Origin of the sequence: Nitrosophilus kaiyonis, from assembly GCF_027943725.1 — a bacterium.
GTDB classification, from domain to species: domain Bacteria; phylum Campylobacterota; class Campylobacteria; order Campylobacterales; family Nitratiruptoraceae; genus Nitrosophilus_A; species Nitrosophilus_A kaiyonis.
Window position 1 is genome coordinate 844,639 of the sequence record NZ_AP025696.1, and the last position, 25,737, is coordinate 870,375.

Genomic DNA, 25,737 nt, shown 5'->3' on the forward strand with positions numbered 1-25,737 from the left:
CTTAAAGGAAAAAATTGTTAAAAACTTTTCTTTTTATAATGATACTATTTTTTACTGGCTGTACAGTTAAAAAAGTTGTTGTAAGCGAACCTTATATTATTACAATTAAAAGTAAAAAATTTAGATTTAGCGATTATGCAATTTTGGAAAAGTATAGTAATAAAGAGGTTAAAATAAAGGTTTTTAATACCGGAGTTTTAGTAAAAGAGATAATTATTGATGATAAGATATGTTCAGATGAAGGTTGTCTTTCTAAAAAGGAATTTAATAATTTATATTTATCAAAATTTTATCCGCCTGGACTTTTAAAAAATGTTGTTTTGGGTAAGCCCATATTTAATTCTGAAAATTTGATTAAAAAAAATAGTGGTTTTATACAAAAAATATATAGAAAAAATAGTTTGGATATAATTTATAAAGTATATAAAGATAGTGTCTATTTTAAAGATAGAATAAATAAAATATTGATAAAAATAAAAAAAATGAAGGGAAATTAATGAAAAAATTTGTTGGGGCTCATGTGAGTGCAAGTGGTGGAGTATATAACGCTCCAAAAAATGCAAAAAAAATAGGAGCACGTGCATTTGCTCTTTTTACAAAAAATCAAAGACAATGGAATGCAAAACCTTATGATTCTAAAACAATTGATAATTTTTTAAAAAATTTAGAAGAGTCAAACATTGACCCAAAGCATATCTTGCCACACGATAGCTATCTTATAAATTTGGGACATCCAGATAAAGAAAAGAGAGAAAAGAGTTTAAATGCTTTTATAGATGAGGTTAACAGATGTTCACTCCTTGGTTTAGATAAATTAAATTTCCATCCAGGAAGCCATTTAAGAGAGATTAGCGAAGAGGAGTGTTTAAATCTTATAGCAGATTCTATAAATAAAACCTTAGATGTTACAAAAGGTGTAATTTTGGTTATAGAAAATACAGCAGGACAGGGAAGCAACCTTGGTTACAAATTTGAACATTTAGCGTATCTGATAGATAAGTGCGAAGATAAAGAAAGAATCGGTGTATGTTTAGATACTGCCCATATGTTTGCTGCAGGATATGATATAAGAGATAAAGATTCATATAATAAAACTATGAAAGAGTTTGATGAGATAGTAGGATTTAAATATCTAAAAGGTATGCATATAAATGATTCAAAAGCAAAATTTGCTAGTCGTGTTGATAGACACCACTCATTAGGAGAGGGTGAAATTGGTTTGGATGCATTTAGATTTATAATGAATGATAAAAGAATGGATGATATTCCATTGATACTTGAAACTATTGATGATACTATTTGGGATAAAGAGATAGAACTTTTATATAGTTTTATAGGAGAAAATGAGTGAAATTTTTAATCGATTTTATAAAGGTGAAAGATATTAAAAAAAGTAAGATTTTCCCTCATTTAAAATGCAGTGAAGAGGAAGCAAAAATTTTACAAAAAATGGCTAAAAAATATATTGAGGGAAGTGAAGAGATAAATGTTTATGAGCTTTTAACTGAGCTTTATGATGAAAATGAGTATGAATATATTATAAAGCTTGATCTTATAAAAAATCTTTTAGACCTTGGCTGGATTGTTCATGGAAGTTTTTCAAATATTAAAACGAGTGATTCTACAAAACTTGAAATACTTCACTCAAATATAACTTTAAGTGTACCATTTTTAAAACTTTTAGAAGAGGGAAATTTAGAAGTAGTTCTTCCAGAGATAAAACCATACACAGACCATCTTGAATATCTTCAAGATCAATTTTATAGAATTGACCTATATAGAAAACTTACTATATCAAAACAGAGTTTTAATATAAATTCTCCAAATATAAATAGGCTAAAGAACAAGTTAAAACTTTTAGAAAAAAGAATAGAAGAGAGATTAAAAGTTACAGAAAATGAGATTGAGATAGAGAAATTTTTTAAAGAGTATGAATTTAATGAAAAAGAAAAAATTATATTTTTAGCTCTTTTAAAAGAGGAGTATTCAGGAACTGATGAAAATTTAAGAGATATGAACACTCTTATTGATATGGTAAGTTTTGATGAATATGAAAGGATTGAAAATAGAGCACTTCTTGAAGATGGATCTAAACTTATTGAAGAGAGAATTATAGATTATGATGAGATGTTAACACCATTTGGAGGAATTAGTAGATCTTTTTTTATTCTTGAAGATATTTTGCAAAGAATAATTCATCCTCAAAAAAAGAAAAAAAGCAAAAAGTTAAAACTAGATATGCTTATAAAAGATCAAGATATTTTTGAACTGATTGAGCCAAAAACTTCACTTGATGATGTTGTTTTACATCCCAAAACAAGAGAAACTTTAACAGCTCTTTTAAAACAGATGGATAAAAAAGTAGCAAATAGATTAAAAGAGTGGGGAATTAAGCCAAAGAAAAAAGGTGTAGATGCAAGAATAATATTTTACGGTCCTCCGGGTACCGGAAAAACTATGACAGCTCTTTCATTAGCAAAATCTTTAAAAAAACCAATACTTAGTTTTGATTGCTCAAAAATTTTATCTATGTATGTAGGTGAGAGTGAAAAAAATGTTAGAAAAATTTTCGATACATATAAAGATTTAAGCCAAAAAGCAAAAATTGAACCAGTACTTTTGTTAAATGAAGCTGACCAGTTTTTGAGTGCAAGAAGCACAAGTGCAGGAAGTAGTGCAGATAAAATGCACAATCAGATGCAAAATATCTTTTTAGAACAGATTGAAAAATTTGAAGGTGTATTGATTGCAACAACAAATCTTTTAGAGACAATCGATAGTGCTTTTTCAAGAAGATTTAACTATAAGATTGAATTTCAAAAACCCTCATTTAAAGATAGAGTACTTCTTTGGAAAAAGATGCTTCCAAAAAATGCTCAATATGAAAATGGCTTTGATATAGAAAAATTAGCTAAATATAATCTAACTGGTGGACAGATAAATCTTATTATAAAAAATACTGCTTATAAGGTGGCTGTAAAAGATATCCCTATTTTTACAATAGAAGATTTTATAGAAGAGATTGAAAAAGAGAAAACTTCAGCTTTTGGTGATGAAAAATCTATGGGATTTTTAAAATAGTAAAAAAGTTGAATTTAATAGATAATTTTAGAAAGTTAAAAATATCAATTTATTGTTTCTTATAGAAACAAATATTTAGTTAAGTTTTTCTATTTAAAAATATAAAAATGGTTTTAAATTTTTTCTGATATAGTTGCAAATAGAATGAGTATTAGTCTGTTTCAAATGTTATTTGTTTTTGAAAACTAAAGGAGTTGTTATGATGAGTCATATGGATGTGGCACATCCCTATTTTGGGGCTTTTTTGCTTTTTGTTATAACTTCAGTAGCTTTTATTGCCACAACTACTGCAGCAAGATTTGTAAGTAGAAGTCTAGCTAGACTTGATACTGAAAAATTAAAAGCTGCTATTTATGAGTGTGGTCCTGAAGTAACAAAACAGCCAAATAGAATTTCTGCTCAATTTTATCTTATTGCCTTACTTTTTATTCTATTTGATGTAGAAATTATATTTATGTTTCCATGGGCAATAGATTTTAAAATTCTTGGTTGGTTTGGTTTTGCTGAGATGATTTTGTTTATTTTATTACTTGCAATTGGATTTATTTATGCATGGAAGAAAGGAGCATTGGAATGGCACAGCATCAAGTAAATTATGCTGCAAGTGGAGGTCTTCCAGTAGCATTAACTACAGTAGATAAAATTGTAAATTGGGGTAGAACAAACTCTTTTTGGGCTTTAACATATGGTCTTGCATGTTGCGCAATTGAGATGATGGCAAGTGGTGCAAGTAGATATGATTTTGATAGATTTGGTGTTATCTTTAGAGCAAGTCCAAGACAAGCTGATGTTATGATTGTTGCTGGTACTTTGACAAAAAAACATGCTGAATTTATTAGAAGATTATATGATCAAATGGCAGAGCCTAAATGGGTAATCTCAATGGGAAGTTGTGCAAACACTGGTGGAATGTTTAATACATATGCAACAGTTCAAGGAGTTGATAGAGTAATTCCAGTGGATTTATATCTACCTGGCTGTGCTCCAAGACCAGAAACATTGCAGTATGCTGTTATGCTTTTGCAAAAAAAGGTTAGAAAACAGACAATATTTAAAAAACAAAAACCAAAAAGGTTGATATGATGAGACCATATAGACCAAAGAAAAATGTTCAAAAAAAGGCTTATTATACCGATAGATTTTGGGTTGCTCCAAAAATACCTGAAGATGATGTTTCTAATGATGAGGTTTTTGCAGCAGATTTAGAAAAAATAAAAGAGAAATTTGAGATAAAAAAGGCTTTTTTACAAAGAGGACAACTTGTTATATATATTGATCCTTCTATCAATAAAGAGCTTCTTTTTTATTTAAGAGATGAGCTTGAATATGATATGCTCATGGAGATGAGTGCAGTAGATTATTTGGCTCAAGATGGAGAGTTTGAGATATTTTATCAGTTACTATCTATGAAAAAGAGAAAAAGATTAAGAGTTAAATGTAGAATTAAAGAAGATGAAGCAATAGAGAGCGTCAATCCAGTTTTTAGAAGTGCAGACTGGAGCGAAAGAGAGATGTATGATATGTTTGGTATAAAAGTAAATAACCATCCATATCTAAAAAGAATACTTATGCCTGAAGATTGGGTTGGACATCCTCTTAGAAAAACATATCCTCTTCATGGAGATGAAGCTGCTCAGTGGTATGAAGTAGATAAAATTTTTGGAAAAGAGTATAGAGAAATTATTGGGCCAGAGCAAAGAGACTCTGCATTCATAGATGTAAAAGATACAATAAATTTTGCAAGAATTAAACATGAAGTACCAAAAGGTGCTCCATATGATAGTGAGCCAATAGAGATAGAAAAATTTAATGAAGATGCACCTCTTGTAGAAACTTTTGATCTTAAAAAGTCAAAAATTGTCAGTAGAGACAGATAGGAGAATTTGATGCAGCAAAGAAATAGATTAGAACCATTTTTTGAAAACCTGGTTTTTGATAGAGATGATAATACAATGGTTATTAACTTTGGTCCACAACATCCATCAGCTCATGGTCAATTAAGGCTTATACTTGAACTTGATGGAGAACAAGTTGTAAAGGCAGTTCCAGATATTGGTTATCTTCACCGTGGAATGGAGAAGATGGGCGAAAATATGATATATAATGAATTTTTACCAACAACAGATAGAATGGATTATATTGCTGCTACTTCAAATAATTATGCCTTTGCACTTGCTGTTGAGAGACTTCTTGGAATAGAGGATAAAGTTCCAAGACGCGCTAAAGTTATCAGAACTATTCTACTTGAGTTAAACAGAATTATTTCACACCTTTTCTGGCTTGCTACTCATGCACTTGATGTTGGCGCTATGAGTGTATTTTTATACTGCTTTAGAGAGCGTGAATATGCAATGGATTTGATGGAGGATTATTGTGGTGCAAGATTAACCCATAGTGCTGTTAGGATTGGTGGTGTTCCTTTGGATTTGCCTCCTGGATGGCTTGAAAAATTATCTGTATTTTTAAATAATCTTCCAAGTCAAATCGATCTTTATGAAGGTTTGTTAACAGAGAATAGAATTTGGAGAATGAGGCTTGAAAATGTGGGTGTTGTTCCACCAGAAATGGCAAAAAGTTGGGGATGTAGTGGAATAATGCTAAGAGGTAGTGGAATAGAGTGGGATATTAGAAAAGAAGAGCCTTATGAGCTATATAGTGAGCTTGATTTTGATATTCCAATAAGTACAACATGTGATAGTTATGGAAGATATTTGCTATATATGGAAGAGATGAGACAAAGCATAAGAATAATAAGACAGTTAATTCCTATGTATAAAGATACAGAGCCAAGATTAATGGCAGATGTTCCTCAATATATTTCTGCACCAAAAGAGGATATTATGACACAAAACTACTCTTTGATGCAGCATTTTGTACTTGTGACTCAAGGAATGAGACCGCCTGTTGGTGAAGTATATGTTCCAACTGAATCTCCAAAAGGAGAACTTGGATTTTATATAAGAAGCGAGGGTGAACCATATCCTTATAGACTTAAAATTAGAGCTCCAAGTTTTTGGCATACAGGAATTTTACAAGATCTACTTCCTGGTCACTATTTGGCTGATGTTGTAACAATTATAGGTTCTACAAATATTGTTTTTGGTGAAATTGATAGATAAGGTGAGTAGGGGAAGTAAGTTGAGTAAGGTGAGTATGTAATGAAATCTTACTCACCATACTCACCATATTCACCACACTCAACTAAAGGATGAAAATGGTTAGATATGATTTGAGACATTTAAAAGACAGTTTTTATGATCGAATGATGGAACTATTGGAAAATGAGGTAAAACCTGGTGAAGTTGCTATATTTCTTTTTGAGGTAGGAGATTTTTCACCTATTCAAAAAAGTGCTGATTTAGTAAAAGAGGCTGGTCACGAACTGTTAAATTCATTAAAGTTCAATCAAGTAGATTGGACTATAGTGGTTAGAAGAAAAGCTTAAAGGTGAAATAGTGAGCAGAGTTTATTTTTCATGTTGGAGAGATGAATTTATCGACAACAGAGGAAAGCCCAAAGAGGAATGGGTTGAGTCAGCATATAATTTTCCAGTAAATTATAATATTGATATTAATTCAAAAGCTTTTATAGGATGGGATGGTTTTGCACTTTTTGATGAAGATGTAGATGTAGCAAAACTTGCATCAGAATATGCAAAACAGTATCAAATTTATTCTGAAGCTTGCGGAAGATGCGCTCCAGGACGTTGGGGTGGAAGAATTTTATATGATCTATTTGATAAAATCGCAAGAGGCGAGGGTGAAAAAAGTGATGTAGAACATCTAAAAGAGGTTGCTTCTACTATGATGCAAACAAGTAAATGTGAAATTGGAAGAACTGTTCCAAAACCTCTTTTAGATATTTTAGAGCATTTTGAAAATGAAATTAATGATTTAATAGAAAATAAGAAAAAATCAAAACATTATGATAAAGATATAAATTATATAGCAAAAGTTACAGCTCCATGTATGGATGCATGTCCCGCTCATGTAGATATTCCTGCATATATTGAAGGTGTTAGAGATTTAAGATTTGATGATAGCGTAACTGCCACAAGAAAAACTATGCCTTTAGCTCATACTTGTGGAAGAGTTTGTCCACATCCATGTGAAGATGCTTGTAGAAGAGCAAATTTAGATGAGCCTATTTCTATTATGGAGTTAAAAAGAATTGGTGCAGATTTTGAAGATGATCACTCTCTGTTTTGGTTGCATCCAAAGAAACAAAAACCGCTAAATGGTAAAAAAGTTGCAGTTATTGGAGCCGGCCCTGCTGGACTTACAGGTGCATACTATTTAGCTCTTGAAGGTATTGCTTGTGATGTTTATGAAGAGCTTCCTGTTTTAGGTGGTGAAGTTGCAGTTGGTGTTCCTGAATATAGAATGCCAATAGATAAATATAATAAAGATATTGAACTTGTCAACTCATTGGAAGGTGTTAGATTCATCACTGGCAAAAGAGTAACTGCAGATGATATGAGAAAATTTGAAAAAGAGTATGATGCAATTTTAGTAGCAACAGGTACAAGAATCAGTAAAAAAGTTAGAGCAAAAAATGAAAGAGATGAGATAAAAGGGTATTGGGGAGCAATAAACTTTTTAGATTGTGTAAATTTATATGTTAAATATGGAATAACTATTCCAGAAGAAGTAAAAAAACAGCAGATGCTTGATAAAGATTATGTTGATTTAACAGGAAAGACTGTTGTTTGTGTAGGCGGTGGTTTTACCTCAATGGATGTTGTTAGATGTGCTGTTAGAGCAAATGCTAAAAAAGTTATAATGCTTTATCGTAGAGATGAGGCAACTATTATAAGAAATACCACATATGAAGAGTATCATGAGGCAGTAGAAGAGGGAGTAGAATTTATTTTTTATTCAGCGGTAGAAGAGATTATTACTGATGAAGAGGATAGATTAAAAAAACTAAAAGTAAATAGATTTGAACTTGTTCCAAATCCAGAAGGCGGACGTCCTAATCTTGTAAAAATTGAGGGTGCCGATTTTGAAATAGAGTGTGATTATTTAATTCCTGCAGTTAGTCAAAGTGCTGATTTGTCACTGCTTCCTGAGGAGTGGAAGATAGAGATGACTAGCTGGGGAACAATTAAAACTGATGGTAAAACATATATGACTTCCAGAAAAGGGATATTTGCTGCTGGAGATTGTGAATATGGTCCTATGACAATTGTTAATGCAGTAGGACAAGCAAAAAGAGCAGCCTCAGTTATTAGCAGATATGTTCAAACAGGAGAAATTACTCTTACAGATGAAGAGATAATGGAAGACCATTTAAGAAACTTGAAAGTTTATGACAAAAAAGAGAAAATTACTGGTTGGCTTCCAGGACTTCCAAGAGTTGTTAGTGAAAAATTAGATGTAAATGAAAGAAAAGATAATAATAAAGAGGTTAATTTAGGATTTACTCAAGAAGAAGCAATTGCTGAAGCTGAGAGATGTATGAGATGTTATTATATCGCTATGGTAGCTATTTAGGGGCGAGCAGATGATAAAGTTTTATATAGATGGACGTGAAGTTACAGCTAATAAAGGTGAAACGATTTTACAAGTAGCAAGAAGGGAAGGAATCTATATTCCAACAATGTGCTACTTGCCAAAAGTTAAACCAATTGAATCTTGTCGCCTTTGTGTTGTTGAAGTTGAAGGAGTTGATGGATTTGTTTTAAGTTGCCAGACTCCACCAACACCAGATATAAAAGTTAAAACAAATTCTGATGAACTTTTTTTACATAGACAAAATATAATGAAACTTTATGATGTAAACCATCCACTTGAGTGTGGCGTTTGCGATAAAAGTGGTGAATGTGATCTTCAAAATAAAACTTTAGAATTTATGGTAAATTCTCAAGAATTTACTGCACGTGATCAAAATAGAAAGATAAAGAATTGGAATTTTATCCAATATGACCCATCTTTATGTATTTTATGTGAAAAGTGTGTTCATGTTTGTAACGAGGTAATAGGTGATGATGCTATTGAGATTGAATATGGGGGATATAAATCTCAAATAATTCCAAAAGATTCACCAACTCTTGATTGTACATTTTGTGGAGAGTGCATAGCAGTATGTCCTGTTGGAGCTTTGATTAGTCAAGATTTTCAATACACTTCTAATGCATGGGAATTAAAAAGGGTCCCAGCTGCATGTGCACATTGTAGCGCTGCTTGCCATCTATATTATGAAACAAAACACACTTCAATTTCAAATCCAGAACCAAAAATTTATAGAGTAAAAAATGAGTATGAATTTTCAAATCTTTGTGGTGCTGGAAGATTTGGATTTGATTTTGAAAATAGAGCTAAAAAAGACAAAAAAGCTTTTGAAAAAGCAATTGATGCTTTTAAAAAGGCAGACACAATTAGATTTAATTCATATATTACAAATGAAGAGGCTCTAATATTACAAAAGCTAAAAGAGAAATTTGGATATAAACTAATAAATGAAGAGGCAAAAGCTTTTAAAGATTTCTTAGAAAACTACTCAAAAAATAGTGGAGAATCTTTATATAGTGCTAATTTAGAGGATGTAAAAAATAGTGATTTTATAATTGTCTTTGGAAGTATGGTTGCAACTGATAACCCTGCAGTTAGATATGCTATGACTATATCTCAAAGAAGAAGAAATTCTGAAATTATAAATCTTCATCCAATTGAAGATGATCTAATGAAAAATGTTGTAACAAAATTTATTAGATATGAAGTAGGAACAGAAGAAGGGGTTATGGCAATGATAGCTGATGCCCTATTGGATGAAGAAAGTAAAAAAAGTATAGATAAAGATTGGTTTAGTGATTTAGATATTGGATATTTGAGTGCTGAGAGTAATGTTGGTGAAGAAGAGATACAAGATCTGTTAAAAAGATTAAATAGAAAAATAAGACTTAGAGCAAAAAATCAAACTTTAATCCTTGGGGAGGATTTATATACACATCCAAGGGCAAAGAATATTGCGAAACTTGCTGGGTTAATAGATAGATATACAGATTTTAAAGTAATAATAATACCACCAAGGACAAATACACTTGGAGTTAGTTTAATATGCGATTTAGATGAAGAAGCAGGTGAATATACAATAGGGTATAACTGCAAGGGCGATTTTGTATTGAGTGCTTTGGGTGATGGCGATTTAGATATGCCGGCATTAAATCAACAAGAGGGGACATTTACAAATATAGATAAAAGAGTTGTACCTACAAATGTGGCTTTGCCATATGATGGATATGTATTAAATGATATAGCAAAGGTTCTTGGAGTTAGTGATAAAGAGTATACAATAGAGTTTACAAAAGAGTTGCCAGAAGAAAAAGGTTACAAAGAAGTTGATTTTGATGAGTTGCCAAATGAGTTTTTAAACGATGGAAGTGAGAATAGAGGATATATATTAGAGACAAAAAAAGTTAATAAATCAAGAGAGAAGATAGAAGAGATAGAGGAGTTGCCAGAGTTTAATGGCACAGTAGTATATAGATGTGAGCCGGTATTGCAATTTAGCCCTTTTACTGCTAAAGCTCATCAGTTGAATGAAAAATCAAAACTAGTTGGTTCTGAACAGTTTGCTATTGCAGCAAAGCTTAAAGATGGTGATGAAGTTATGATAAAAAGCAGTTTTGGAGAGTTAAAAAGGGTGTTTAAAATTGATACAAATCTAAAAGGTACAGTTGCACTTTTAGGGAGTTTTGATATGGGATTAAGCTATTTTAATATACTATCGGCTTATAGATATCAAGTAACAAAAATCGAAAAAGTGAGCGGAAAATGAGCGAAAAAATTAAAATAACTATTGATGGCAAAGAGTGCGAAGCAAAGGAAGGTGAATATATATTAAATATTGCTAGAGCAAATGATATATTTATTCCTGCAATATGCTATTTAACAGGTTGTTCGCCGACTCTTGCTTGTAGATTATGCCTTGTTGAAGCTGACGGTAAACAGGTTTATGCTTGTAATGCAAAAGCAAAAGATGGTATGAGTATAGTTACTGTAACAGAAAATATTATAAAAGAGCGCCGTGCAATTATGGAGGTTTATGATGTAAACCATCCACTTGAGTGTGGCGTATGTGATCAAAGCGGTGAATGTGAACTGCAAAATTATACTCTTGAGATGGGTGTAGATGAGCAGCATTATGCGATAAGAGATACAATGCGCCCAATAAAGGATTGGAATTTTATTCATTATGACGCTTCACTTTGTATTGTTTGTGAAAGATGTGTTACAACATGTAAAGATATGATTGGAGATTCTGCTCTAAAAACTGTTCCAAGAGGTGGAGATAAACTTCCAAAAGAGTTAAAAAATGAGATGCCCAAAGATGCTTATGCAATGTGGAATAAGTTGCAAAAGTCTATTATCGGAGCAGTTGCAGGAGAAGAACTAGATTGTACATGGTGTGGAGAGTGTATATCTGTATGTCCTGTTGGAGCGTTAGTTAGTAAAGATTATATGTATACAACAAATTCATGGGAGTTAAATAAAATACCAGCTTCATGTGCACATTGTAGCGCTACTTGCCATCTATATTATGAGACAAAACACACATCAATTTCAAATCCTGAACCAAAATTATATAGAGTTACAAATGAGTTTCATTATCAGCCATTATGTGGTGCTGGAAGATTTGGATTTGATTTTGAAAATAGAGCTAAAAAAGATAAAAAAGCTTTTGAAAAAGCAATTGATGCTTTTAAAAAGGCAGATACAATTAGATTTAATTCATATATTACAAATGAAGAGGCTCTAATATTACAAAAGCTAAAAGAAAAATTTGGATATAAACTAATAAATGAAGAGGCAAAAGCTTATAAAGATTTCTTAGAAAACTACTCAAAATATAGTGGAGAGTCTTTATATAGTGGTGATGTTAAAGATGTTCATAAATCAAATTTTGTAGTATCTATCGGCTCTCAACTAAAAAGTGACAATCCAAGAGTAAGATATGCATTTAATAATGCAGTTAAAATGAATAAGGGTGGAGGAATATATTTTCATCCAATAAAAGATCCAATTATTGACTCTATTGGAAAAACTGTAGTAAGTGTTAATCATAAACCTTTGAAAGAGGAAGCTGCACTATATCTAATTCTTGATATGTTTGGCGATAATGAAAAGCTTCCAAAAAATATTGCTAAATATTTAGAATCTTTACATTATGAAAAAGATAAAGAGATTGAAGAGACAATAAGAGAAAAAGTTAAACAAAAAGTTAAGAAAAAAATTAAAGATGAAGAGACTGGCGAAGAGAAAGAGGTAGAAGTTGAAGAGGAGAAATTAGTTCCTAAAAAAGTTAAAAAAACAATCAAGATTGATTATACAAAACTTCTTGATATGCTTGATGCTCCAGAAGATTTAATGGATAGATTAGAAAAAGTGCTATCAAAAAGAGAAACAAGTACTCTAATCCTTGGGGAGGATTTATACACACATCCAAGGGCAAAGAATATTGCGAAACTTGCTGGGTTAATAGATAGATATACAGATTTTAAAGTAATAATAATACCACCAAGGACAAATACACTTGGAGTTAGTTTAATATGCGATTTAGATGAAGAAGCAGGTGAATATACAATAGGGTATAACTGCAAGGGCGATTTTGTATTGAGTGCTTTGGGTGATGGCGATTTAGATATGCCGGCATTAAATCAACAAGAGGGGACATTTACAAATATAGATAAAAGAGTTGTACCTACAAATGTGGCTTTGCCATATGATGGATATGTATTAAATGATATAGCAAAGGTTCTTGGAGTTAGTGATAAAGAGTATACAATAGAGTTTACAAAAGAGTTGCCAGAAGAAAAAGGTTACAAAGAAGTTGATTTTGATGAGTTGCCAAATGAGTTTTTAAACGATGGAAGTGAGAATAGAGGATATATATTAGAGACAAAAAAAGTTAATAAATCAAGAGAGAAGATAGAAGAGATAGAGGAGTTGCCAGAGTTTAATGGCACAGTGGTATATAGATGTGAGCCGGTATTGCAATTTAGCCCTTTTACTGCTAAAGCTCATCAGTTGAATGAAAATGGTGGATTGTATGCAAGCGAAACATTTTTGAATGAATTTGAATTAAAAGAGGGAGATAAAGTAAAAATTCAAAAAGAAAACAATACTATTACATTAGAAGTCAAATTAGATGACAAAATTGGAAGTGGTGCTTATATTTCAACTTTTGATAAAAATATAGAAAGTGAAAAGATTTTTGGTAATGGTTATAGATTTACTCAAGTAAATATTAAAAAGGTGTAAGCTATGAGTACAGGTGCATTTATCATAGAGACTATAATTAAAATATTAATTGTTCTTGGCCTTTTTTCGGCATTAGCAGGATTTGCGACATATGTTGAAAGGAAAGTGCTTGCATTTATGCAAAGAAGATTAGGGCCTATGCATGTTGGTCCATATGGAGTTTTGCAAGTATTAGCAGATGGTATAAAGCTTTTTACAAAAGAGGACTTTATACCTCAAAATGCAGTAAAGCCAATTTTTAAGATAGCTCCAGTAATTACAGCTGCAACAGCTTTTATAGCAATGGCAGCAATTCCAATGTTTCCTGAGTTTACAGTTAATGGATATACTGTAAGACCAATTATATCTGATGTAAATGTTGGGCTTCTTTTTGTTCTTGGTGTTATGGCAATTGGTATGTATGGACCACTATTAGCTGGTATGTCTTCTGGAAATAAATGGTCACTGCTTGGTGCAGCAAGAACAGTTGTTCAACTTCTTAGCTTTGAAGTTGTAACAGGTCTTTCTGTTTTAGCACCATTAATGTTAGTAGGTTCTTTATCTTTAATTGATATCAACAATTATCAAGCAGGTGGAATGCAAAATTGGCTTATATGGACACAACCTGTAGCATTTTTACTATTTATTATATCTGGTTATGCAGAAACAAACAGGACACCTTTTGATTTATTAGAGCATGAAGCAGAAGTGGTTTCAGGTTATGCAACAGAGTATTCTGGAATGAGATGGGGAATGTTTTTTATAGGTGAATATGCAAATATGTTTACAGTTGGCTTTTTGGCAAGTATTATTTTCCTTGGTGGTTTTAATGATTGGGGATTTATTCCTGGAGCAATTGCTATTTTAATTAAAGTATTTTTCTTTATATTTTTGTTTTTATGGACAAGAGCGGCTTGGCCTCATATCAGACCAGATCAACTTATGTGGTTATGTTGGAAGGTATTGATGCCTATAGCAGTTATAAATGTTGTTATTACCGGTATTGTTCTAATGATATGAGGGGGATAGTATGAGTTTAGAGCAGTTTAAAAATAGATATGTTGGATCACAGAATTATAAAATTGTTCAAATAGAAGAGTATCCTAAAACGCCATGGGAAAAATTTAAAAGAGTTGTAAAAAGAACATTTAAATTAGAGCTATTTGTTGGATTAAAAATAGTTTTTATGGAGATGGTGAGATTTAATATTCATACAATTCAATATCCTAAAGAAAAATTGCCTATTGGACCAAGATACAGAGCTGTACATAAACTACTTAGACTTCTTGAGAGTGGAAATGAAAGATGTATAGGTTGTGGTCTTTGTGAAAAGATATGTATTGCTAACTGTATAAGAATAGATACAAAACTTGATGAAAATGGAAGAAAAGTTCCAACAGAATATACAATAAATTTTGGTAGATGTATTTTTTGTGGATATTGTGCTGAAGTATGTCCTGAACTTGCTATCGTTCATGGACCAGATTATGAAAATGCTAGTGATCAAAGAGCTCATTTTGCACTAAAAGAGGATATGTTAACTCCTATTGATAAGTTAAAAGAGCAAAAAGAGTTTCAAGGTTTTGGTGCTCCTACACCAGAAGCTGATAAGCTTATCAAAAAAACACCATTAGCATATTAAAAAGGATAGATATGTTTGAAGCAATAGCATTTTATCTATTTGCAGCTTTAACTATAGCAATGTTTACAATAACTGTAATGAGTAAAAATGCACTATATTCAATGAGTGCTTTAGCTGCTGGTATGATTTTCATTTCAGGTTTTTTCTTTTTACTTGATGCAGATTTTTTAGGTGTTGTACAAATAATAGTTTATACAGGCGCAGTAATGGCTCTTTATGCATTTGGTATGATGTTTTTTGACACATTAAAAGATGTTAAAGAAAAAAATACAAGTAATAAAATTGTATTTTTATTAAGTGGAATTGCAGCTGTACTTTTAGTTGTTATTTTTGTTTCTCCAATTATTTCTGAAAAAGTGCAAGCACTATATCCTATGAAAGAGGATGTGGGTAACGCTGAAGCCGTTGGTATTGTTCTTTTTACAAAATATCTAGTTCCATTTGAAGTGGCAGCAGTTATGCTTTTAGTTGCAATGATTGCAGGAATAGTTTTAGCAAGCAAGAGAATGGATGAGAGTTTAACACTAAAAGAGGATGAAGAAATAGAAGAAAAGGTTGCACAATGATTACATTAAATCATTACCTAATTTTATCAGCTATACTTTTTTGTATAGGTTTGGTAGGTATTTTAAGAAGAAAAAATCTTCTTATGCTTTTTTTTGCAACAGAGATGCTTTTAAATGCAGTTAATATTGGATTTGCTGCAATTTCAAAATATTATGGTGATCTTACAGGACAAATGTTTGCCTTTTTTATTATAGCTATTGCAGCAAGTGAAGTTGCAGTTGGTTTAGGGCTATTGATAATTTGGTATAAAAGAGTTGGAAGCATCGATCTTGATACGATGCAATCAATGCACGGATAAGGGAAGAACATGGAAAAATTCTTATATCTGGCACTATTTTCACCACTTGTTGGCTCACTATTTGCAGCCATTTTTGGTGCAAAGCCAAAAAAAATATTTACAGGCTTAGTTACATCAGCTTTGCTTTTTGCATCACTATTTAGTTCACTGTATCTTTTATATTATATTAATAGTACAGGAAATATTATTCATGTAAGAATGCTTGATTGGATAGCAGTTGGGGGTCTTGATATTCCTTTTGGTTTTATTGTAGATAATGTATCTGTTATCATGATGGTAACAGTAACTACAGTTTCAGCATTGGTACATGTATACTCTATTGGATATATGGACCATGATAAAGGATTTAATAGATTCTTCTCATACCTTTCAGCATTCGTTTTTTCAATGATGATATTAGTTATGAGTGATAATTTTGCTGGATTATTTATAGGTTGGGAAGGTGTTGGACTTTGTTCTTGGTTATTGATTGGATTTTGGTATCAAAAAGGTGATGTTACAAGAGATATAAACCCTTCAATAAGTCCATCATGGGCAGCTAATGAAGCTTTTATTATGAATAGAATAGCTGACCTTGGCATGTTAATTGGCCTATTTTTAATCTATTGGAATACTGGAAGTTTACAGTATGATGTTGTTTTTAAAGATGTATCTACATTAAATATAGCTCTTGTTACATCTATAGGTATTTTCCTATTTATAGGTGCTATGGGTAAATCTGCTCAGTTTCCATTACATACATGGCTTGCAGATGCAATGGAGGGTCCAACACCAGTTTCAGCTCTTATACACGCTGCTACAATGGTTACAGCTGGTGTATATTTGGTTATTAGAGCAAATCCTATATATTCTACAATACCAGATGTTGGACTATTTATAGCAACACTTGGAGCATTTGTAGCAGTTTTTGCAGCTTCTATGGCTTTAGTAAATCAAGATTTAAAAAGAATCATTGCATACTCAACACTGAGTCAGCTTGGATATATGTTTGTTGCAGCTGGACTTGGTGCTTATTGGATAGCACTTTTTCATTTAATGACACATGCATTCTTTAAAGCACTACTATTTTTAGGCGCTGGTAATGTTATGCATGCTATGGATGATGAGCTTAATATTTTTAAAATGGGTGGTCTTGGAAAAACTATGAAATGGACTGCCATTATGATGATAATTGCATCTTTAGCCCTAGCAGGTATCTATCCATTTGCAGGATTTTTCTCAAAAGATAAAATATTAGAAGTAGCATTTGATTCTCACCATTACATATTATGGTTTATGTTATGGGCAGGTGCAGGTATGACAGCATTTTATAGCTTTAGACTTGTTATGCTTGTGTTCTTTGGTGAAGAGAGATATAAAAAATTTGGTTTTCACCCACACGAAGCTTATTGGTATATGCTTCTTGCAATGGCCCCATTAGCAATACTTGCTATTATTGCTGGATTTTTTGAAGAGAGCTTTGAACATTTTGTTACAATGATTTTACCAGAGTATCATTTTCATACACATGGTATAGCTACTGTTGCTTTAATAGGTGTTACTACATTAATTGCGCTTAGCGGTATTATTTTTGCTGTTTATAAATATAGTACTGGTGGCTTTAGCCCAAAATGGAAAGAGACTTTTATATATAAACTTCTTTTTAATCAATATTATATTCCTATAATTTACGAAAAAGTTTTTGCAAAACCTTATAAAGAGTTATCTCAGATTGCATGGAAAGAACTTGATTTAAGAGTTGTGGATGCAACTGTTGATTTTATTGCTAATGTAATTTATAAATCTGGATTTAAAGGTAGAGTTGTACAAAGTGGTAACCTTTCAAATATGCTTAGATGGATGGTTATCGGTCTGATTGCACTTTTAGTTTTAGTTATCGTATATAGTCCGGTAAGGTAAGGAGAAATTAAATGGATCATATTCTAACGATACTGGTATTTTTCCCAGCGCTTGCTGGAATGCTAGGTTTTATAGTAAACAAAGATAGCATAAGAGCATATGGTATAACAGTTGCTGCTATAGAATTTTTATTATCTCTTTGGCTATGGTTTAGTTTTGACGGAACAAATGGAGGTTTTCAATTTGTTGAGCTACTTCCGTTAATCCCACAATATGGTATTAATTATTATTTAGGAGTAGATGGTATATCACTCTTTATAATTGTACTTTCAACTTTTATAACATTAATAGGATTGATTTCATTAACAATTGAGAAAAATCTTAAAAATCTGATTGTATCTTTGCTATTCTTAGAAATGACAATGGTTGGAGTGTTTGTTGCTCTAGATGCAGTTATGTTTTATATATTTTGGGAGCTTTCACTTGTTCCTATGTTATATATTATAGGATATTGGGGTAGTGAATTAAGAATATATGCATCTATTAAATTTTTCTTATATACCTTTACCGGATCATTGATAATGTTAGTTGGTATGTTATATCTTGCTTATTTATACTATCAAGCTACTGGAAGTATAAGTTTTGCTATTACAGATTGGCACAATTTAGTTCTTCCTTATGATACTCAAATTTGGCTATTCATCGCTTTTTTTATTGGTCTAGCTATAAAGGTGCCAATGTTTCCATTTCATACATGGCTTCCTTATGCACATGGACAAGCACCAACAATAGGTTCAGTTATACTTGCTGCAGTATTGCTTAAAATGGGTACATATGGATTTGTTAGATTATCATTGCCAATTTTTCCTGATGCATCTGTTGCAGCAATTTTACCTGTTGCAATTTTATCTTTAATAATGATAATTTATACAGCTATGGTAGCATATGCCCAAGAAGATATGAAGCAAGTTATAGCATATAGCTCTATTTCTCATATGGGTGTTATAGTTCTTGGTACTTTTGCAATGAATGTGGAGGGAATTGCAGGTTCAATATTTTTAATGATAAGTCACGGTATTGTAAGTGGTGCACTATTTATGCTAGTTGGTAATATTTATGATAGAAAACATACAAAACTTATTCGTGAGTTTGGAGGTTTAGCTTCAGTAATGCCAAAATATGCAACTATTTTTGGAATAATGCTTATGGCTTCAGTGGGACTTCCTTTGACTATAGGCTTTGTTGGTGAGTTTTTAAGTTTACTTGGATTTTATAAAATATCTCCAGGATTAACACTGTTAGCTGGAACTTCAATAATTTTAGGTGCTGTTTATATGCTAAGACTCTATAAAGAGAGTTTTTTTGGTCCAATCACAAAAGAAGAGAATAAAAAACTTATAGATTTAAATGCAAAAGAGCTATTTTCATTAGTACCATTGGTTTTAGTTGTAATATGGTTAGGTGTTTATCCAAAACCTGTCCTTGGACCGATAGATACTAGTGTGAAAAATATGCTATCTCTTATGGAGAAAAAAGCAGTAACAAAAGAGGCTAAAGATATTCTTAGCTCAAATAGAGTTAAAGCGGAGGCAAGAAAATGAGCCCGATTAATGTAAGTTTAGAATCTTTAAATCTTATAACCCTTGCACCTATGCTAATTGCAATAGCTGGTGGTTTAGTTATTTTATGTATTGATTTGATTGCAAAAAATCTACATAAAACTTTATATGTAATGCTCTCAATCCTGTTTTTATTTATTGATTTAGGAGCAATTATAGGCCTAGAAGTTAATCAAAGAGGATTTTTTGATGTTATGCTTGTAGATGGAATAGCAATTCTTTCACAAATAATTATTGTTGTAGCATCTATGCTTTTTATACCATTAGCATTAACATCTAAAAGATTTCATGAATTCAGTCTGCCAGAATTTTTTGCACTATTTTTATTCATGATTTCAGGTTTTCAATTTATGGTTGCTACAGATAATCTAATTTTAATATTTGTTGGATTAGAAACTGCAAGTTTAGCGCTATATACATTAATTGCAATGCATAACAGAGAAAAGAGTTTTGAAGCAGCAATTAAATATTTTACAATGGGAGCATTAGCTGCTGGTTTTTATGCAATGGGTTCGATGATTTTATATGGACTAACTGGTAGTGTAGAAATTTATAAAATAGCTGAAGTATTAGCTGCACGTGGTTATGAGCCAATTTGGGCAGTACTAGCTGCAGTATCTTTTATGATAGCTGCTATTGGTTTTAAGTTATCTATGGTTCCATTTCATACATGGACTCCAGATGTATATGAGGGAGCTAGTGCAGCTCTTGCAGGCTATATGTCTGTTGTTCCAAAAATCGCTGGTTTTATAGTTGCTATGAGATTATTTGAATTTTTAATTCATAGTGATATTACTTGGGTTAGAGATATTTTATATGCAGCAGTAGTTTTAACTATGACATTTGCTAATATTGTGGCTTTAGTTCAAGATGATGTAAAAAGGATGCTTGCATACAGCTCAATAAGTCATGCTGGTTTTGTTATGGCCGCAATTATGATAGGAACAACTCAATCTAATAGTGCTCTATTTTTATATTGGGTACTATTTTTATTCACTAATCTTGGTGCTTTTGCTATGCTTTGGATTTCAAGACACAAAAGTGCAATATGGCATAAAAGATTTGACCATCCTTATGAAAAATTTTCTGGCCTTGTTCAAATAATGCCAGTTGGTGCAACAATAATGGCAGTTTTTATGTTAAGTCTTGCTGGTCTTCCTCCATTTAGTCTTTTTTGGGGCAAACTTTATGTTATGAGTGCAGCAGTAAATTCTGGATATATAATATTAGCTTTAATTATGGCTATAAACAGTGCTATAAGTGCATATTACTATTTAAAATTAATAGTTTATATGTTTATGAGAGAGCCAGTTGTAGATAGAAGTACTATATATTTTAAAAATGCTTCTTTATCATTAAAAACAATAGTAGGTTTATCTGCTGTTGCAACTATTTTTTCTGCAATATTGATCTCTCCAATGATGGATTATATTACTCATCTTGTTAGTGTAAGTGGTTTTTAAACCACTTTACTAACAAAAATTTTTTAAAATTGTATCTCTTAATCTCTCTTTATTTTCTACTATTTTTTTAGTAAATTGAGTCTTATTAAAAGTTATTTGTCTTTTTGCAAGATGGTAAGTGTTTAATGAAATTTTTTTAATAAGCTCATCTTTATCTATAAATCCATCAAGATAAAAAAGAGTCTCTTTAATTCCAATAGCTTTCATTGGATTTAGATCTCTTCCATATTTTTTTTCTAAATATGCTATCTCATCTATAAGACCTAAATCTAACATTTTTTTTGTTCTTTTTAAAATATTTTCTTTTAATTTATCTCTATCAATACCTATTTCATAAATATCTAAATTTTTTATAATAGGTTTTTTGGGATTTTTAATAAAATAGATTGATGGGGGTAAATTGGTTGAAAAGTATATCTCTAACGCTTTTTGTATTCTATATTTATCATAAGATGATATTTTTTTAGCAAATTTTTCATCAATATCTTTTAATAACTCATATGCACTTTTTAAATCTTTTAAAATATATTTTACTTTCTCTTTTATCTCTTGTGAAATATTAGGAAGTGGTGAAATGCCTTCAATTAAAGTTTTTAGATAAAAACTAGAGCCACCAACAATTATTAGATTTTTACCATATTTTTTAGCATACTCTTTTGCTTTTTTATAAATTTTAATAAAAATATCAACACTGAAATGCTCATTTGGATATATCTCATTTATACCAAAATGTTTTATCTGTTTCAATTCATCTTTAGATGGTTTTGCAGAGACTATATCTATCTCTTTATAAATTGATAAACTATCAAGTGATAAAATAATTGCATTGCACTCTTTTGCAACTTCTATAGCAAGATCGCTTTTACCACTTGCAGTTGGGCCAATAATTGCTATCTCTTTCATGCCAAAATTATACAATGAATTATTAATTTTTAAAAATGTATAATTTCAGTTTAGTTGAGTGGTTGAGTTGATAAGTAGATGAGTAGATAAAAAAAACTTAATAACTTTAATTACTTAACAACTTAATTTTTTAACTATTTTAACAATCTAAAAGAGGAGATATGAAAAAAATAGCAAAAATTTTAAATGATTTTAATGAATTTGTAATGTTTAAACATACTATTTTTAGCCTTCCATTTATATTTATTGCCATGATTGTTGCTGCAAATGGATGGTTTGGTTGGAGACTATTTTTTTTGGGACTTATTGCAGCTGCAAGTGCGAGAAATTTTGCTATGGGGATAAATAGATATCTAGATAGAGACATTGATAGATTAAATCCAAGAACTGCAAATAGACCAAGTGTAGATGGAAGGATAAAAGAGAAATGGCAATTATCTTTTATAATAGCAAATGCCCTTATTTTTATAATTACAGCCTATTATATTAATGATTTAGCTTTTTGGTTATCTTTTCCAATTTTATTGATTTTAGGGGCCTATTCATATTTTAAAAGATTTAGTGAATTTGCTCATATAATTTTAGGAATATCTTTAGGATTAGCACCTATTGCTGGAGTTGTTGCTGTAAAAGCTGCTATTACAATGTGGTCGATCTATTTAGCAATTGGTGTTATGTTTTGGGTTGCTGGTTTTGATCTATTGTATTCATTGCAAGATATAGAATTTGATAAAAAAATGGGACTTTTTTCTATACCATCTCAATATGGAGAAAAATGTACTCTTTTTATCTCAAAAATTTTTCACTTTTTAACAGTTTTATTTTGGCTATTTTTTGCAATAGAAGCAAAACTTGGAATATTTGGTTATCTAGCCGTTTTAGTATCAGCAATAATGCTATATTATGAACATTTAATAGTAAATAAAGATTTTAGAAAAATTGATAAAGCTTTTTTTACTGTAAATGGATATTTAGGGATAATTTTTCTATTTTTAATAATTTTAGACTCTATTTTTGGTAAATAGTTATGGATTATATAAATAATGACTGGAAAGATATTATTGAAAAATCGTATAGAAAATTAGATGTAGATTATAGATATTTTTTGGAAAAAGATAGTTCATATTTTCCAGATTTTAATAATATGTTCAATGCTTTTAAAACATTGCCTCTTGAAAACACTAAATATATACTTTTTGGCCAAGATCCATATCCAAGATATGAAAGTGCAATAGGTTATGCTTTTATTGATGCAAAAGTTAAAAAGATTTTTGATGAAAAAAATGGTTTGTCAAAAGAGGTAAATAGGGCTGTCAGTCTTAGAAATTTTATAAAGATGGCTCTAAAAGCTCAAGGGTATTTAATAGATGATACCTCTAAAGAGGCTATTAAAAAAATTGATAAAAGTGGATTGATAAATACAATTTTTGAATTAAAAAGCAATTTTGAAAAAAATGGAGTTTTACTTTTAAATAGAGCATTAATTTTTACTAAAAAAGAGGATAGCAAAAAGCACTTAAAAATGTGGAAACCTTTTATTGAATCTTTATTAAATCAGATAAAAGATTATGAAATAGATATTATACTGTTTGGAAATGCAGCAAAAGAGATAGAAAATTTAGATGTTTCAAAATATTTTAAATTATATAAATTTGAACATCCATATAATGTAAGTTTTGTTGAAAACAGAAGTGCTCATAAATTTTTTGGGCCAATGAAACTTTTATCAAAAAATCATTTATGATATAATTTCATCGCGATGCGCCCGTAGCTCAGCTGGATAGAGCAACAGATTGCGGTTCTGTAGGCCAGAGGTTCGAATCCTCTCGGGCGCGCCACGGTGTTACGGGGCTTCTTAAGCATTGAATTTTCGTTTAAGGTTTGAACTGTCAGCAAAATTGTCAGCAAATGGGTCTAAATTTCTATTGATTTTGAGCTGTTCGCCTTTGATATATCTTGCGTAATTTTTATATATCATTTCTGGTCCTACATGTCCCACAATCTGCGCTAATTCCATAACTGAGACACTATTTGATTTAAGCATTGAAACTATAAAAGTATGCCTTGTATTATACATCCTTTTACTGTCAGCAATTTTGCAAGCACGAAGCAAATTTTTCCATTTTGCTTTAAACTGCCAAGCTGAATGAAAATGTTTGTTATTCTCATCAGTAAAAAGAAAAAGAGTCCTTTTTTCTTTAGCTATTTTTAACTGCTCCATAATAAATATTCTTGCAGGCTCAAGTATAGGAACCACTCTTTCTTTATTTGTTTTTGTAGTAGAAATTATCCCATTTCGTATTGAGCGCCTAACTATGATATAATCATCCTGTATATCATTGATTTGCAATCCCATTATCTCACCTGTACGCATACCAGTATAAAAGGCTATCCCTAAAAAATTCCTAAACCAGCCTTGAGAATTTTTAAGCAAGGCTCTTACTTCTTCAGGTGAGAATGGAGTTATTTCTGGCTTTTGTTCATTTGTTTTAATTTGTATGGCAGTTACTGGATTTCTATCAATTATTTCATCTTCAATAGCCATATCAAAAATACCCTTGAGAGCAGTTTTATAGTTTTGGATAGTGGATCTTTTTCTGTTAAAAGATTTTAACCACATTCTTATTTGGGACGTTTTGATTTTATCTATCTCAGTATTTGCTCCAAAATAATTCAATATCACATCCACTATTCTTTCAAGCTGTGGATATGTTTTAAGATGCTCCTTTTCTTTGAGATACAGATTTGCATACTTAATCAATCTTTTATCATCTGTTATGCCAAGAGCAAGTTTGCGCTCAAGAGCTGGGATAACCTCTTTTTCTATATACTTTCTGTTCTCTTTTGTATCTTTTAGCTTCGTGCTTCTTTGAATTTTCCGCCCATTAAACATATATTGAATGTAAAGAACGCCGTTTCGTGTGAAAACGGAAGCCATTTTTGCACCTCCTTTTAAGGTGCCAGCAGACTTTGCTATTTTAGCACACATTCTTTAAAAGATCCTCAGCAAGTTTTTCGGCTTCGCTTTCGGCGTTCATCATAAATTCATCAAGAGCGCTTTTTTTGATGCGGATAATCTTTAGACCTTTTGGGCGATAATAGTGTTTGTTTAGGACAAAAGTACCGTCATTAATAAGTTTATATATGCTGTCTGGATGCACTCTTATATAGTCTGCTGCTTCCTCTATTGTTAAATAGATATCGTTTAATTCTATTTTCATTCTATTTTTTGCGTAGGACATGGGTTATCCTTTCCACATCTTCAATCTCTCAAGATGTTTTCTTTTTTGAGCTATTTTTAGTTGTATTGCTTGAGCAATATCAAGCTCCCTTGGTGTTAGCTCTTCATTTCTGCTTGCATAATTTGCTTGATAGTTTTCTTATAAAAGCTCTATATCTTTTTCAGTTTTCTTTATCAAAACCTCTATCGTTGTATCGTGATAGACTGCATACTCTTCAAGTGTGCAGCCGTAAAGTTCTTCAAGAGTTGGCATTGGTAATCCTTATCCAATCGTTTATTATTTTTTCTCTTAATATTTGGATTCTTATTTCGTCATAATCTTCAAATTCAATTTTCTTGCCATTCAAAATTACATCAAAGCTCCAATATTGCACATTGTCTAATTTGAATTTATATATTTTTGTAACCGCGCTTATGCTGTTTAAATTAATGTAGTTATCATCGTATTTTTTAATCATCAGTTGCTCCTTTATACAATCTAATCACTTGCTCCATCTTTTTAACTTGATTCCATGGTATACTAATAATTTCCCTATCACTGGTTCTTGCCCTGTAAAATTTGTCAAAAAAAGAATAAATGCTTTGTCTGTGTTTGATTATCTTGTGCTTCACGAGTATTTTTGAAAACTTATAAAGGCTCTCTTTTTCTATCAATTCCTGATGTATTTCCATCATTTTGTTTACCATGCTCTCTACTTTTGCTATATATACTTTTGGATTCGAGACTATCGCTTTATATTTTTCTGTATTTCTGCGCTTCAAACAACCTAAATAATCCTCTTGGAATCCAAACTTAATTGATAATTTTGTTAAATTCATATTGGAATCCTTTTAATTTTTTGC

25 protein-coding genes and 1 tRNA gene are annotated in these 25,737 nt (G+C 31.1%); 21 read left to right on the forward strand and 5 right to left on the reverse strand.

Features of this window, described 5'->3' with window-relative positions; translation table 11 throughout:
* The first annotated feature begins 14 nt into the window (after nt 1–14).
* The 18 genes from QML81_RS04475 (at nt 15) to nuoN (ending at nt 20,750) form a co-directional block, all read left to right on the forward strand.
* Nucleotides 15–497, forward strand: coding sequence for a hypothetical protein (locus QML81_RS04475; RefSeq protein WP_281951977.1), 483 nt, complete (start codon nt 15–17; stop codon nt 495–497).
* A complete protein-coding gene (gene nfo / locus QML81_RS04480) occupies nt 497–1,351 on the forward strand; it encodes a deoxyribonuclease IV (RefSeq protein WP_281951978.1) in 855 nt (284 codons plus the stop codon). Before QML81_RS04475 ends, nfo begins: the two co-directional genes overlap by 1 nt.
* Entirely contained in the window at nt 1,348–3,081 is a 1,734-nt protein-coding gene (locus QML81_RS04485; protein ID WP_281951979.1) for an ATP-binding protein, read from the forward strand. The genes nfo and QML81_RS04485 overlap by 4 nt, the downstream gene beginning before the upstream one ends.
* Nucleotides 3,082–3,283: 202 nt before the next feature.
* Complete coding sequence (locus QML81_RS04490) at nt 3,284–3,673, forward strand: NAD(P)H-quinone oxidoreductase subunit 3 (protein ID WP_345741161.1); 390 nt, start codon at nt 3,284–3,286, stop codon at nt 3,671–3,673.
* Nucleotides 3,655–4,164: a NuoB/complex I 20 kDa subunit family protein gene (locus QML81_RS04495; RefSeq protein WP_281951981.1), complete on the forward strand. Its 510-nt coding sequence runs from the start codon at nt 3,655–3,657 to the stop codon at nt 4,162–4,164. The genes QML81_RS04490 and QML81_RS04495 overlap by 19 nt, the downstream gene beginning before the upstream one ends.
* Complete coding sequence (locus QML81_RS04500; RefSeq protein ID WP_281951982.1) at nt 4,164–4,958, forward strand: NADH-quinone oxidoreductase subunit C; 795 nt, start codon at nt 4,164–4,166, stop codon at nt 4,956–4,958. Before QML81_RS04495 ends, QML81_RS04500 begins: the two co-directional genes overlap by 1 nt.
* Nucleotides 4,959–4,967: 9 nt before the next feature.
* Nucleotides 4,968–6,200 carry an NADH dehydrogenase (quinone) subunit D gene (gene nuoD / locus QML81_RS04505; protein ID WP_281951983.1) on the forward strand — a complete coding sequence of 411 codons (1,233 nt, stop codon included), beginning with the start codon at nt 4,968–4,970 and terminating at the stop codon, nt 6,198–6,200.
* A 95-nt stretch (nt 6,201–6,295) separates the two neighbouring features.
* Nucleotides 6,296–6,526: an NADH-ubiquinone oxidoreductase subunit E family protein gene (locus QML81_RS04510; RefSeq protein ID WP_281951984.1), complete on the forward strand. Its 231-nt coding sequence runs from the start codon at nt 6,296–6,298 to the stop codon at nt 6,524–6,526.
* Between the two features lie 10 nt (nt 6,527–6,536).
* The gene (locus QML81_RS04515) at nt 6,537–8,576 is read left to right on the forward strand and encodes an FAD-dependent oxidoreductase (protein WP_281951985.1); all 2,040 of its coding nucleotides are present in this window, start codon (nt 6,537–6,539) and stop codon (nt 8,574–8,576) included.
* Nucleotides 8,577–8,586: 10 nt separating this feature from the next.
* Entirely contained in the window at nt 8,587–10,860 is a 2,274-nt protein-coding gene (locus QML81_RS04520) for an NADH-quinone oxidoreductase subunit G (RefSeq protein WP_281951986.1), read from the forward strand.
* On the forward strand, nt 10,857–13,343 hold the full coding sequence (locus tag QML81_RS04525) for an NADH-quinone oxidoreductase subunit G (RefSeq protein ID WP_281951987.1): 2,487 nt from the start codon (nt 10,857–10,859) through the stop codon (nt 13,341–13,343). The genes QML81_RS04520 and QML81_RS04525 overlap by 4 nt, the downstream gene beginning before the upstream one ends.
* A 3-nt stretch (nt 13,344–13,346) precedes the next feature.
* Nucleotides 13,347–14,342: an NADH-quinone oxidoreductase subunit NuoH gene (gene nuoH, locus QML81_RS04530; RefSeq protein WP_281951988.1), complete on the forward strand. Its 996-nt coding sequence runs from the start codon at nt 13,347–13,349 to the stop codon at nt 14,340–14,342.
* Nucleotides 14,343–14,352: 10 nt separating this feature from the next.
* A complete protein-coding gene (nuoI, locus tag QML81_RS04535) occupies nt 14,353–14,964 on the forward strand; it encodes an NADH-quinone oxidoreductase subunit NuoI (RefSeq protein ID WP_281951989.1) in 612 nt (203 codons plus the stop codon).
* Nucleotides 14,965–14,975: 11 nt separating this feature from the next.
* Nucleotides 14,976–15,530 carry an NADH-quinone oxidoreductase subunit J gene (locus QML81_RS04540; protein WP_281951990.1) on the forward strand — a complete coding sequence of 185 codons (555 nt, stop codon included), beginning with the start codon at nt 14,976–14,978 and terminating at the stop codon, nt 15,528–15,530.
* The gene (gene nuoK, locus QML81_RS04545; RefSeq protein WP_281951991.1) at nt 15,527–15,829 is read left to right on the forward strand and encodes an NADH-quinone oxidoreductase subunit NuoK; all 303 of its coding nucleotides are present in this window, start codon (nt 15,527–15,529) and stop codon (nt 15,827–15,829) included. The genes QML81_RS04540 and nuoK overlap by 4 nt, the downstream gene beginning before the upstream one ends.
* Nucleotides 15,830–15,838: 9 nt before the next feature.
* A complete protein-coding gene (nuoL, locus tag QML81_RS04550) occupies nt 15,839–17,728 on the forward strand; it encodes an NADH-quinone oxidoreductase subunit L (protein WP_281951992.1) in 1,890 nt (629 codons plus the stop codon).
* Nucleotides 17,729–17,739: 11 nt separating this feature from the next.
* Nucleotides 17,740–19,269 (forward strand): NADH-quinone oxidoreductase subunit M, encoded by a 1,530-nt coding sequence (locus QML81_RS04555; RefSeq protein WP_281951993.1) that lies wholly within the window; start codon nt 17,740–17,742, stop codon nt 19,267–19,269.
* Nucleotides 19,266–20,750: an NADH-quinone oxidoreductase subunit NuoN gene (gene nuoN / locus QML81_RS04560; RefSeq protein WP_281951994.1), complete on the forward strand. Its 1,485-nt coding sequence runs from the start codon at nt 19,266–19,268 to the stop codon at nt 20,748–20,750. Before QML81_RS04555 ends, nuoN begins: the two co-directional genes overlap by 4 nt.
* Nucleotides 20,751–20,759: 9 nt before the next feature.
* Here nuoN and miaA read toward each other — a convergent pair whose 3' ends face one another.
* A complete protein-coding gene (miaA, locus tag QML81_RS04565) occupies nt 20,760–21,653 on the reverse strand; it encodes a tRNA (adenosine(37)-N6)-dimethylallyltransferase MiaA (protein WP_281951995.1) in 894 nt (297 codons plus the stop codon).
* Between the two features lie 161 nt (nt 21,654–21,814).
* Between miaA and mqnP the strand changes: the two genes are divergently transcribed.
* The 3 genes from mqnP (at nt 21,815) to QML81_RS04580 (ending at nt 23,491) form a co-directional block, all read left to right on the forward strand.
* Nucleotides 21,815–22,678, forward strand: coding sequence for a menaquinone biosynthesis prenyltransferase MqnP (gene mqnP, locus QML81_RS04570; RefSeq protein WP_281951996.1), 864 nt, complete (start codon nt 21,815–21,817; stop codon nt 22,676–22,678).
* 2 nt (nt 22,679–22,680) lie between these two features.
* Nucleotides 22,681–23,397, forward strand: a complete 717-nt coding sequence (locus QML81_RS04575; protein WP_281951997.1) for a uracil-DNA glycosylase family protein — start codon at nt 22,681–22,683, stop codon at nt 23,395–23,397.
* A gap of 17 nt (nt 23,398–23,414) precedes the next feature.
* A tRNA-Arg gene (locus tag QML81_RS04580) sits at nt 23,415–23,491 on the forward strand.
* A gap of 17 nt (nt 23,492–23,508) precedes the next feature.
* Here the strand turns inward: QML81_RS04580 and QML81_RS04585 are convergent.
* From QML81_RS04585 to QML81_RS04600, 4 genes are all read right to left on the reverse strand, one after another.
* Nucleotides 23,509–24,591 carry a tyrosine-type recombinase/integrase gene (locus QML81_RS04585; RefSeq protein WP_281951998.1) on the reverse strand — a complete coding sequence of 361 codons (1,083 nt, stop codon included), beginning with the start codon at nt 24,589–24,591 and terminating at the stop codon, nt 23,509–23,511.
* Between the two features lie 40 nt (nt 24,592–24,631).
* Nucleotides 24,632–24,895, reverse strand: a complete 264-nt coding sequence (locus QML81_RS04590) for a helix-turn-helix domain-containing protein (RefSeq protein WP_281951999.1) — start codon at nt 24,893–24,895, stop codon at nt 24,632–24,634.
* Between the two features lie 238 nt (nt 24,896–25,133).
* Entirely contained in the window at nt 25,134–25,352 is a 219-nt protein-coding gene (locus tag QML81_RS04595) for a hypothetical protein (protein WP_281952000.1), read from the reverse strand.
* The gene (locus tag QML81_RS04600; RefSeq protein ID WP_281952001.1) at nt 25,345–25,713 is read right to left on the reverse strand and encodes a hypothetical protein; all 369 of its coding nucleotides are present in this window, start codon (nt 25,711–25,713) and stop codon (nt 25,345–25,347) included. Before QML81_RS04600 ends, QML81_RS04595 begins: the two co-directional genes overlap by 8 nt.
* Nucleotides 25,714–25,737: the final 24 nt, after the last annotated feature.

Excerpts from the sequence above, each read along its gene's own strand:
- nfo (WP_281951978.1), top strand. The coding sequence starts at position 497 with ATGAAAAAATTTGTTGGGGCTCATGTGAGTGCAAGTGGTGGAGTATAT.
- QML81_RS04490 (WP_345741161.1), top strand. The coding sequence starts at position 3,284 with ATGAGTCATATGGATGTGGCACATCCCTATTTTGGGGCTTTTTTGCTT.
- QML81_RS04495 (WP_281951981.1), top strand. The coding sequence starts at position 3,655 with ATGGCACAGCATCAAGTAAATTATGCTGCAAGTGGAGGTCTTCCAGTA.
- QML81_RS04500 (WP_281951982.1), top strand. The coding sequence starts at position 4,164 with ATGAGACCATATAGACCAAAGAAAAATGTTCAAAAAAAGGCTTATTAT.
- nuoD (WP_281951983.1), top strand. The coding sequence starts at position 4,968 with ATGCAGCAAAGAAATAGATTAGAACCATTTTTTGAAAACCTGGTTTTT.
- QML81_RS04510 (WP_281951984.1), top strand. The coding sequence starts at position 6,296 with ATGGTTAGATATGATTTGAGACATTTAAAAGACAGTTTTTATGATCGA.
- QML81_RS04520 (WP_281951986.1), top strand. The coding sequence starts at position 8,587 with ATGATAAAGTTTTATATAGATGGACGTGAAGTTACAGCTAATAAAGGT.
- QML81_RS04525 (WP_281951987.1), top strand. The coding sequence starts at position 10,857 with ATGAGCGAAAAAATTAAAATAACTATTGATGGCAAAGAGTGCGAAGCA.
- nuoH (WP_281951988.1), top strand. The coding sequence starts at position 13,347 with ATGAGTACAGGTGCATTTATCATAGAGACTATAATTAAAATATTAATT.
- nuoI (WP_281951989.1), top strand. The coding sequence starts at position 14,353 with ATGAGTTTAGAGCAGTTTAAAAATAGATATGTTGGATCACAGAATTAT.
- QML81_RS04540 (WP_281951990.1), top strand. The coding sequence starts at position 14,976 with ATGTTTGAAGCAATAGCATTTTATCTATTTGCAGCTTTAACTATAGCA.
- nuoK (WP_281951991.1), top strand. The coding sequence starts at position 15,527 with ATGATTACATTAAATCATTACCTAATTTTATCAGCTATACTTTTTTGT.
- nuoL (WP_281951992.1), top strand. The coding sequence starts at position 15,839 with ATGGAAAAATTCTTATATCTGGCACTATTTTCACCACTTGTTGGCTCA.
- QML81_RS04555 (WP_281951993.1), top strand. The coding sequence starts at position 17,740 with ATGGATCATATTCTAACGATACTGGTATTTTTCCCAGCGCTTGCTGGA.
- nuoN (WP_281951994.1), top strand. The coding sequence starts at position 19,266 with ATGAGCCCGATTAATGTAAGTTTAGAATCTTTAAATCTTATAACCCTT.
- miaA (WP_281951995.1), bottom strand. The coding sequence starts at position 21,653 with ATGAAAGAGATAGCAATTATTGGCCCAACTGCAAGTGGTAAAAGCGAT.
- mqnP (WP_281951996.1), top strand. The coding sequence starts at position 21,815 with ATGAAAAAAATAGCAAAAATTTTAAATGATTTTAATGAATTTGTAATG.
- QML81_RS04575 (WP_281951997.1), top strand. The coding sequence starts at position 22,681 with ATGGATTATATAAATAATGACTGGAAAGATATTATTGAAAAATCGTAT.
- QML81_RS04585 (WP_281951998.1), bottom strand. The coding sequence starts at position 24,591 with ATGGCTTCCGTTTTCACACGAAACGGCGTTCTTTACATTCAATATATG.
- QML81_RS04590 (WP_281951999.1), bottom strand. The coding sequence starts at position 24,895 with ATGTCCTACGCAAAAAATAGAATGAAAATAGAATTAAACGATATCTAT.
- QML81_RS04595 (WP_281952000.1), bottom strand. The coding sequence starts at position 25,352 with ATGATTAAAAAATACGATGATAACTACATTAATTTAAACAGCATAAGC.
- QML81_RS04600 (WP_281952001.1), bottom strand. The coding sequence starts at position 25,713 with ATGAATTTAACAAAATTATCAATTAAGTTTGGATTCCAAGAGGATTAT.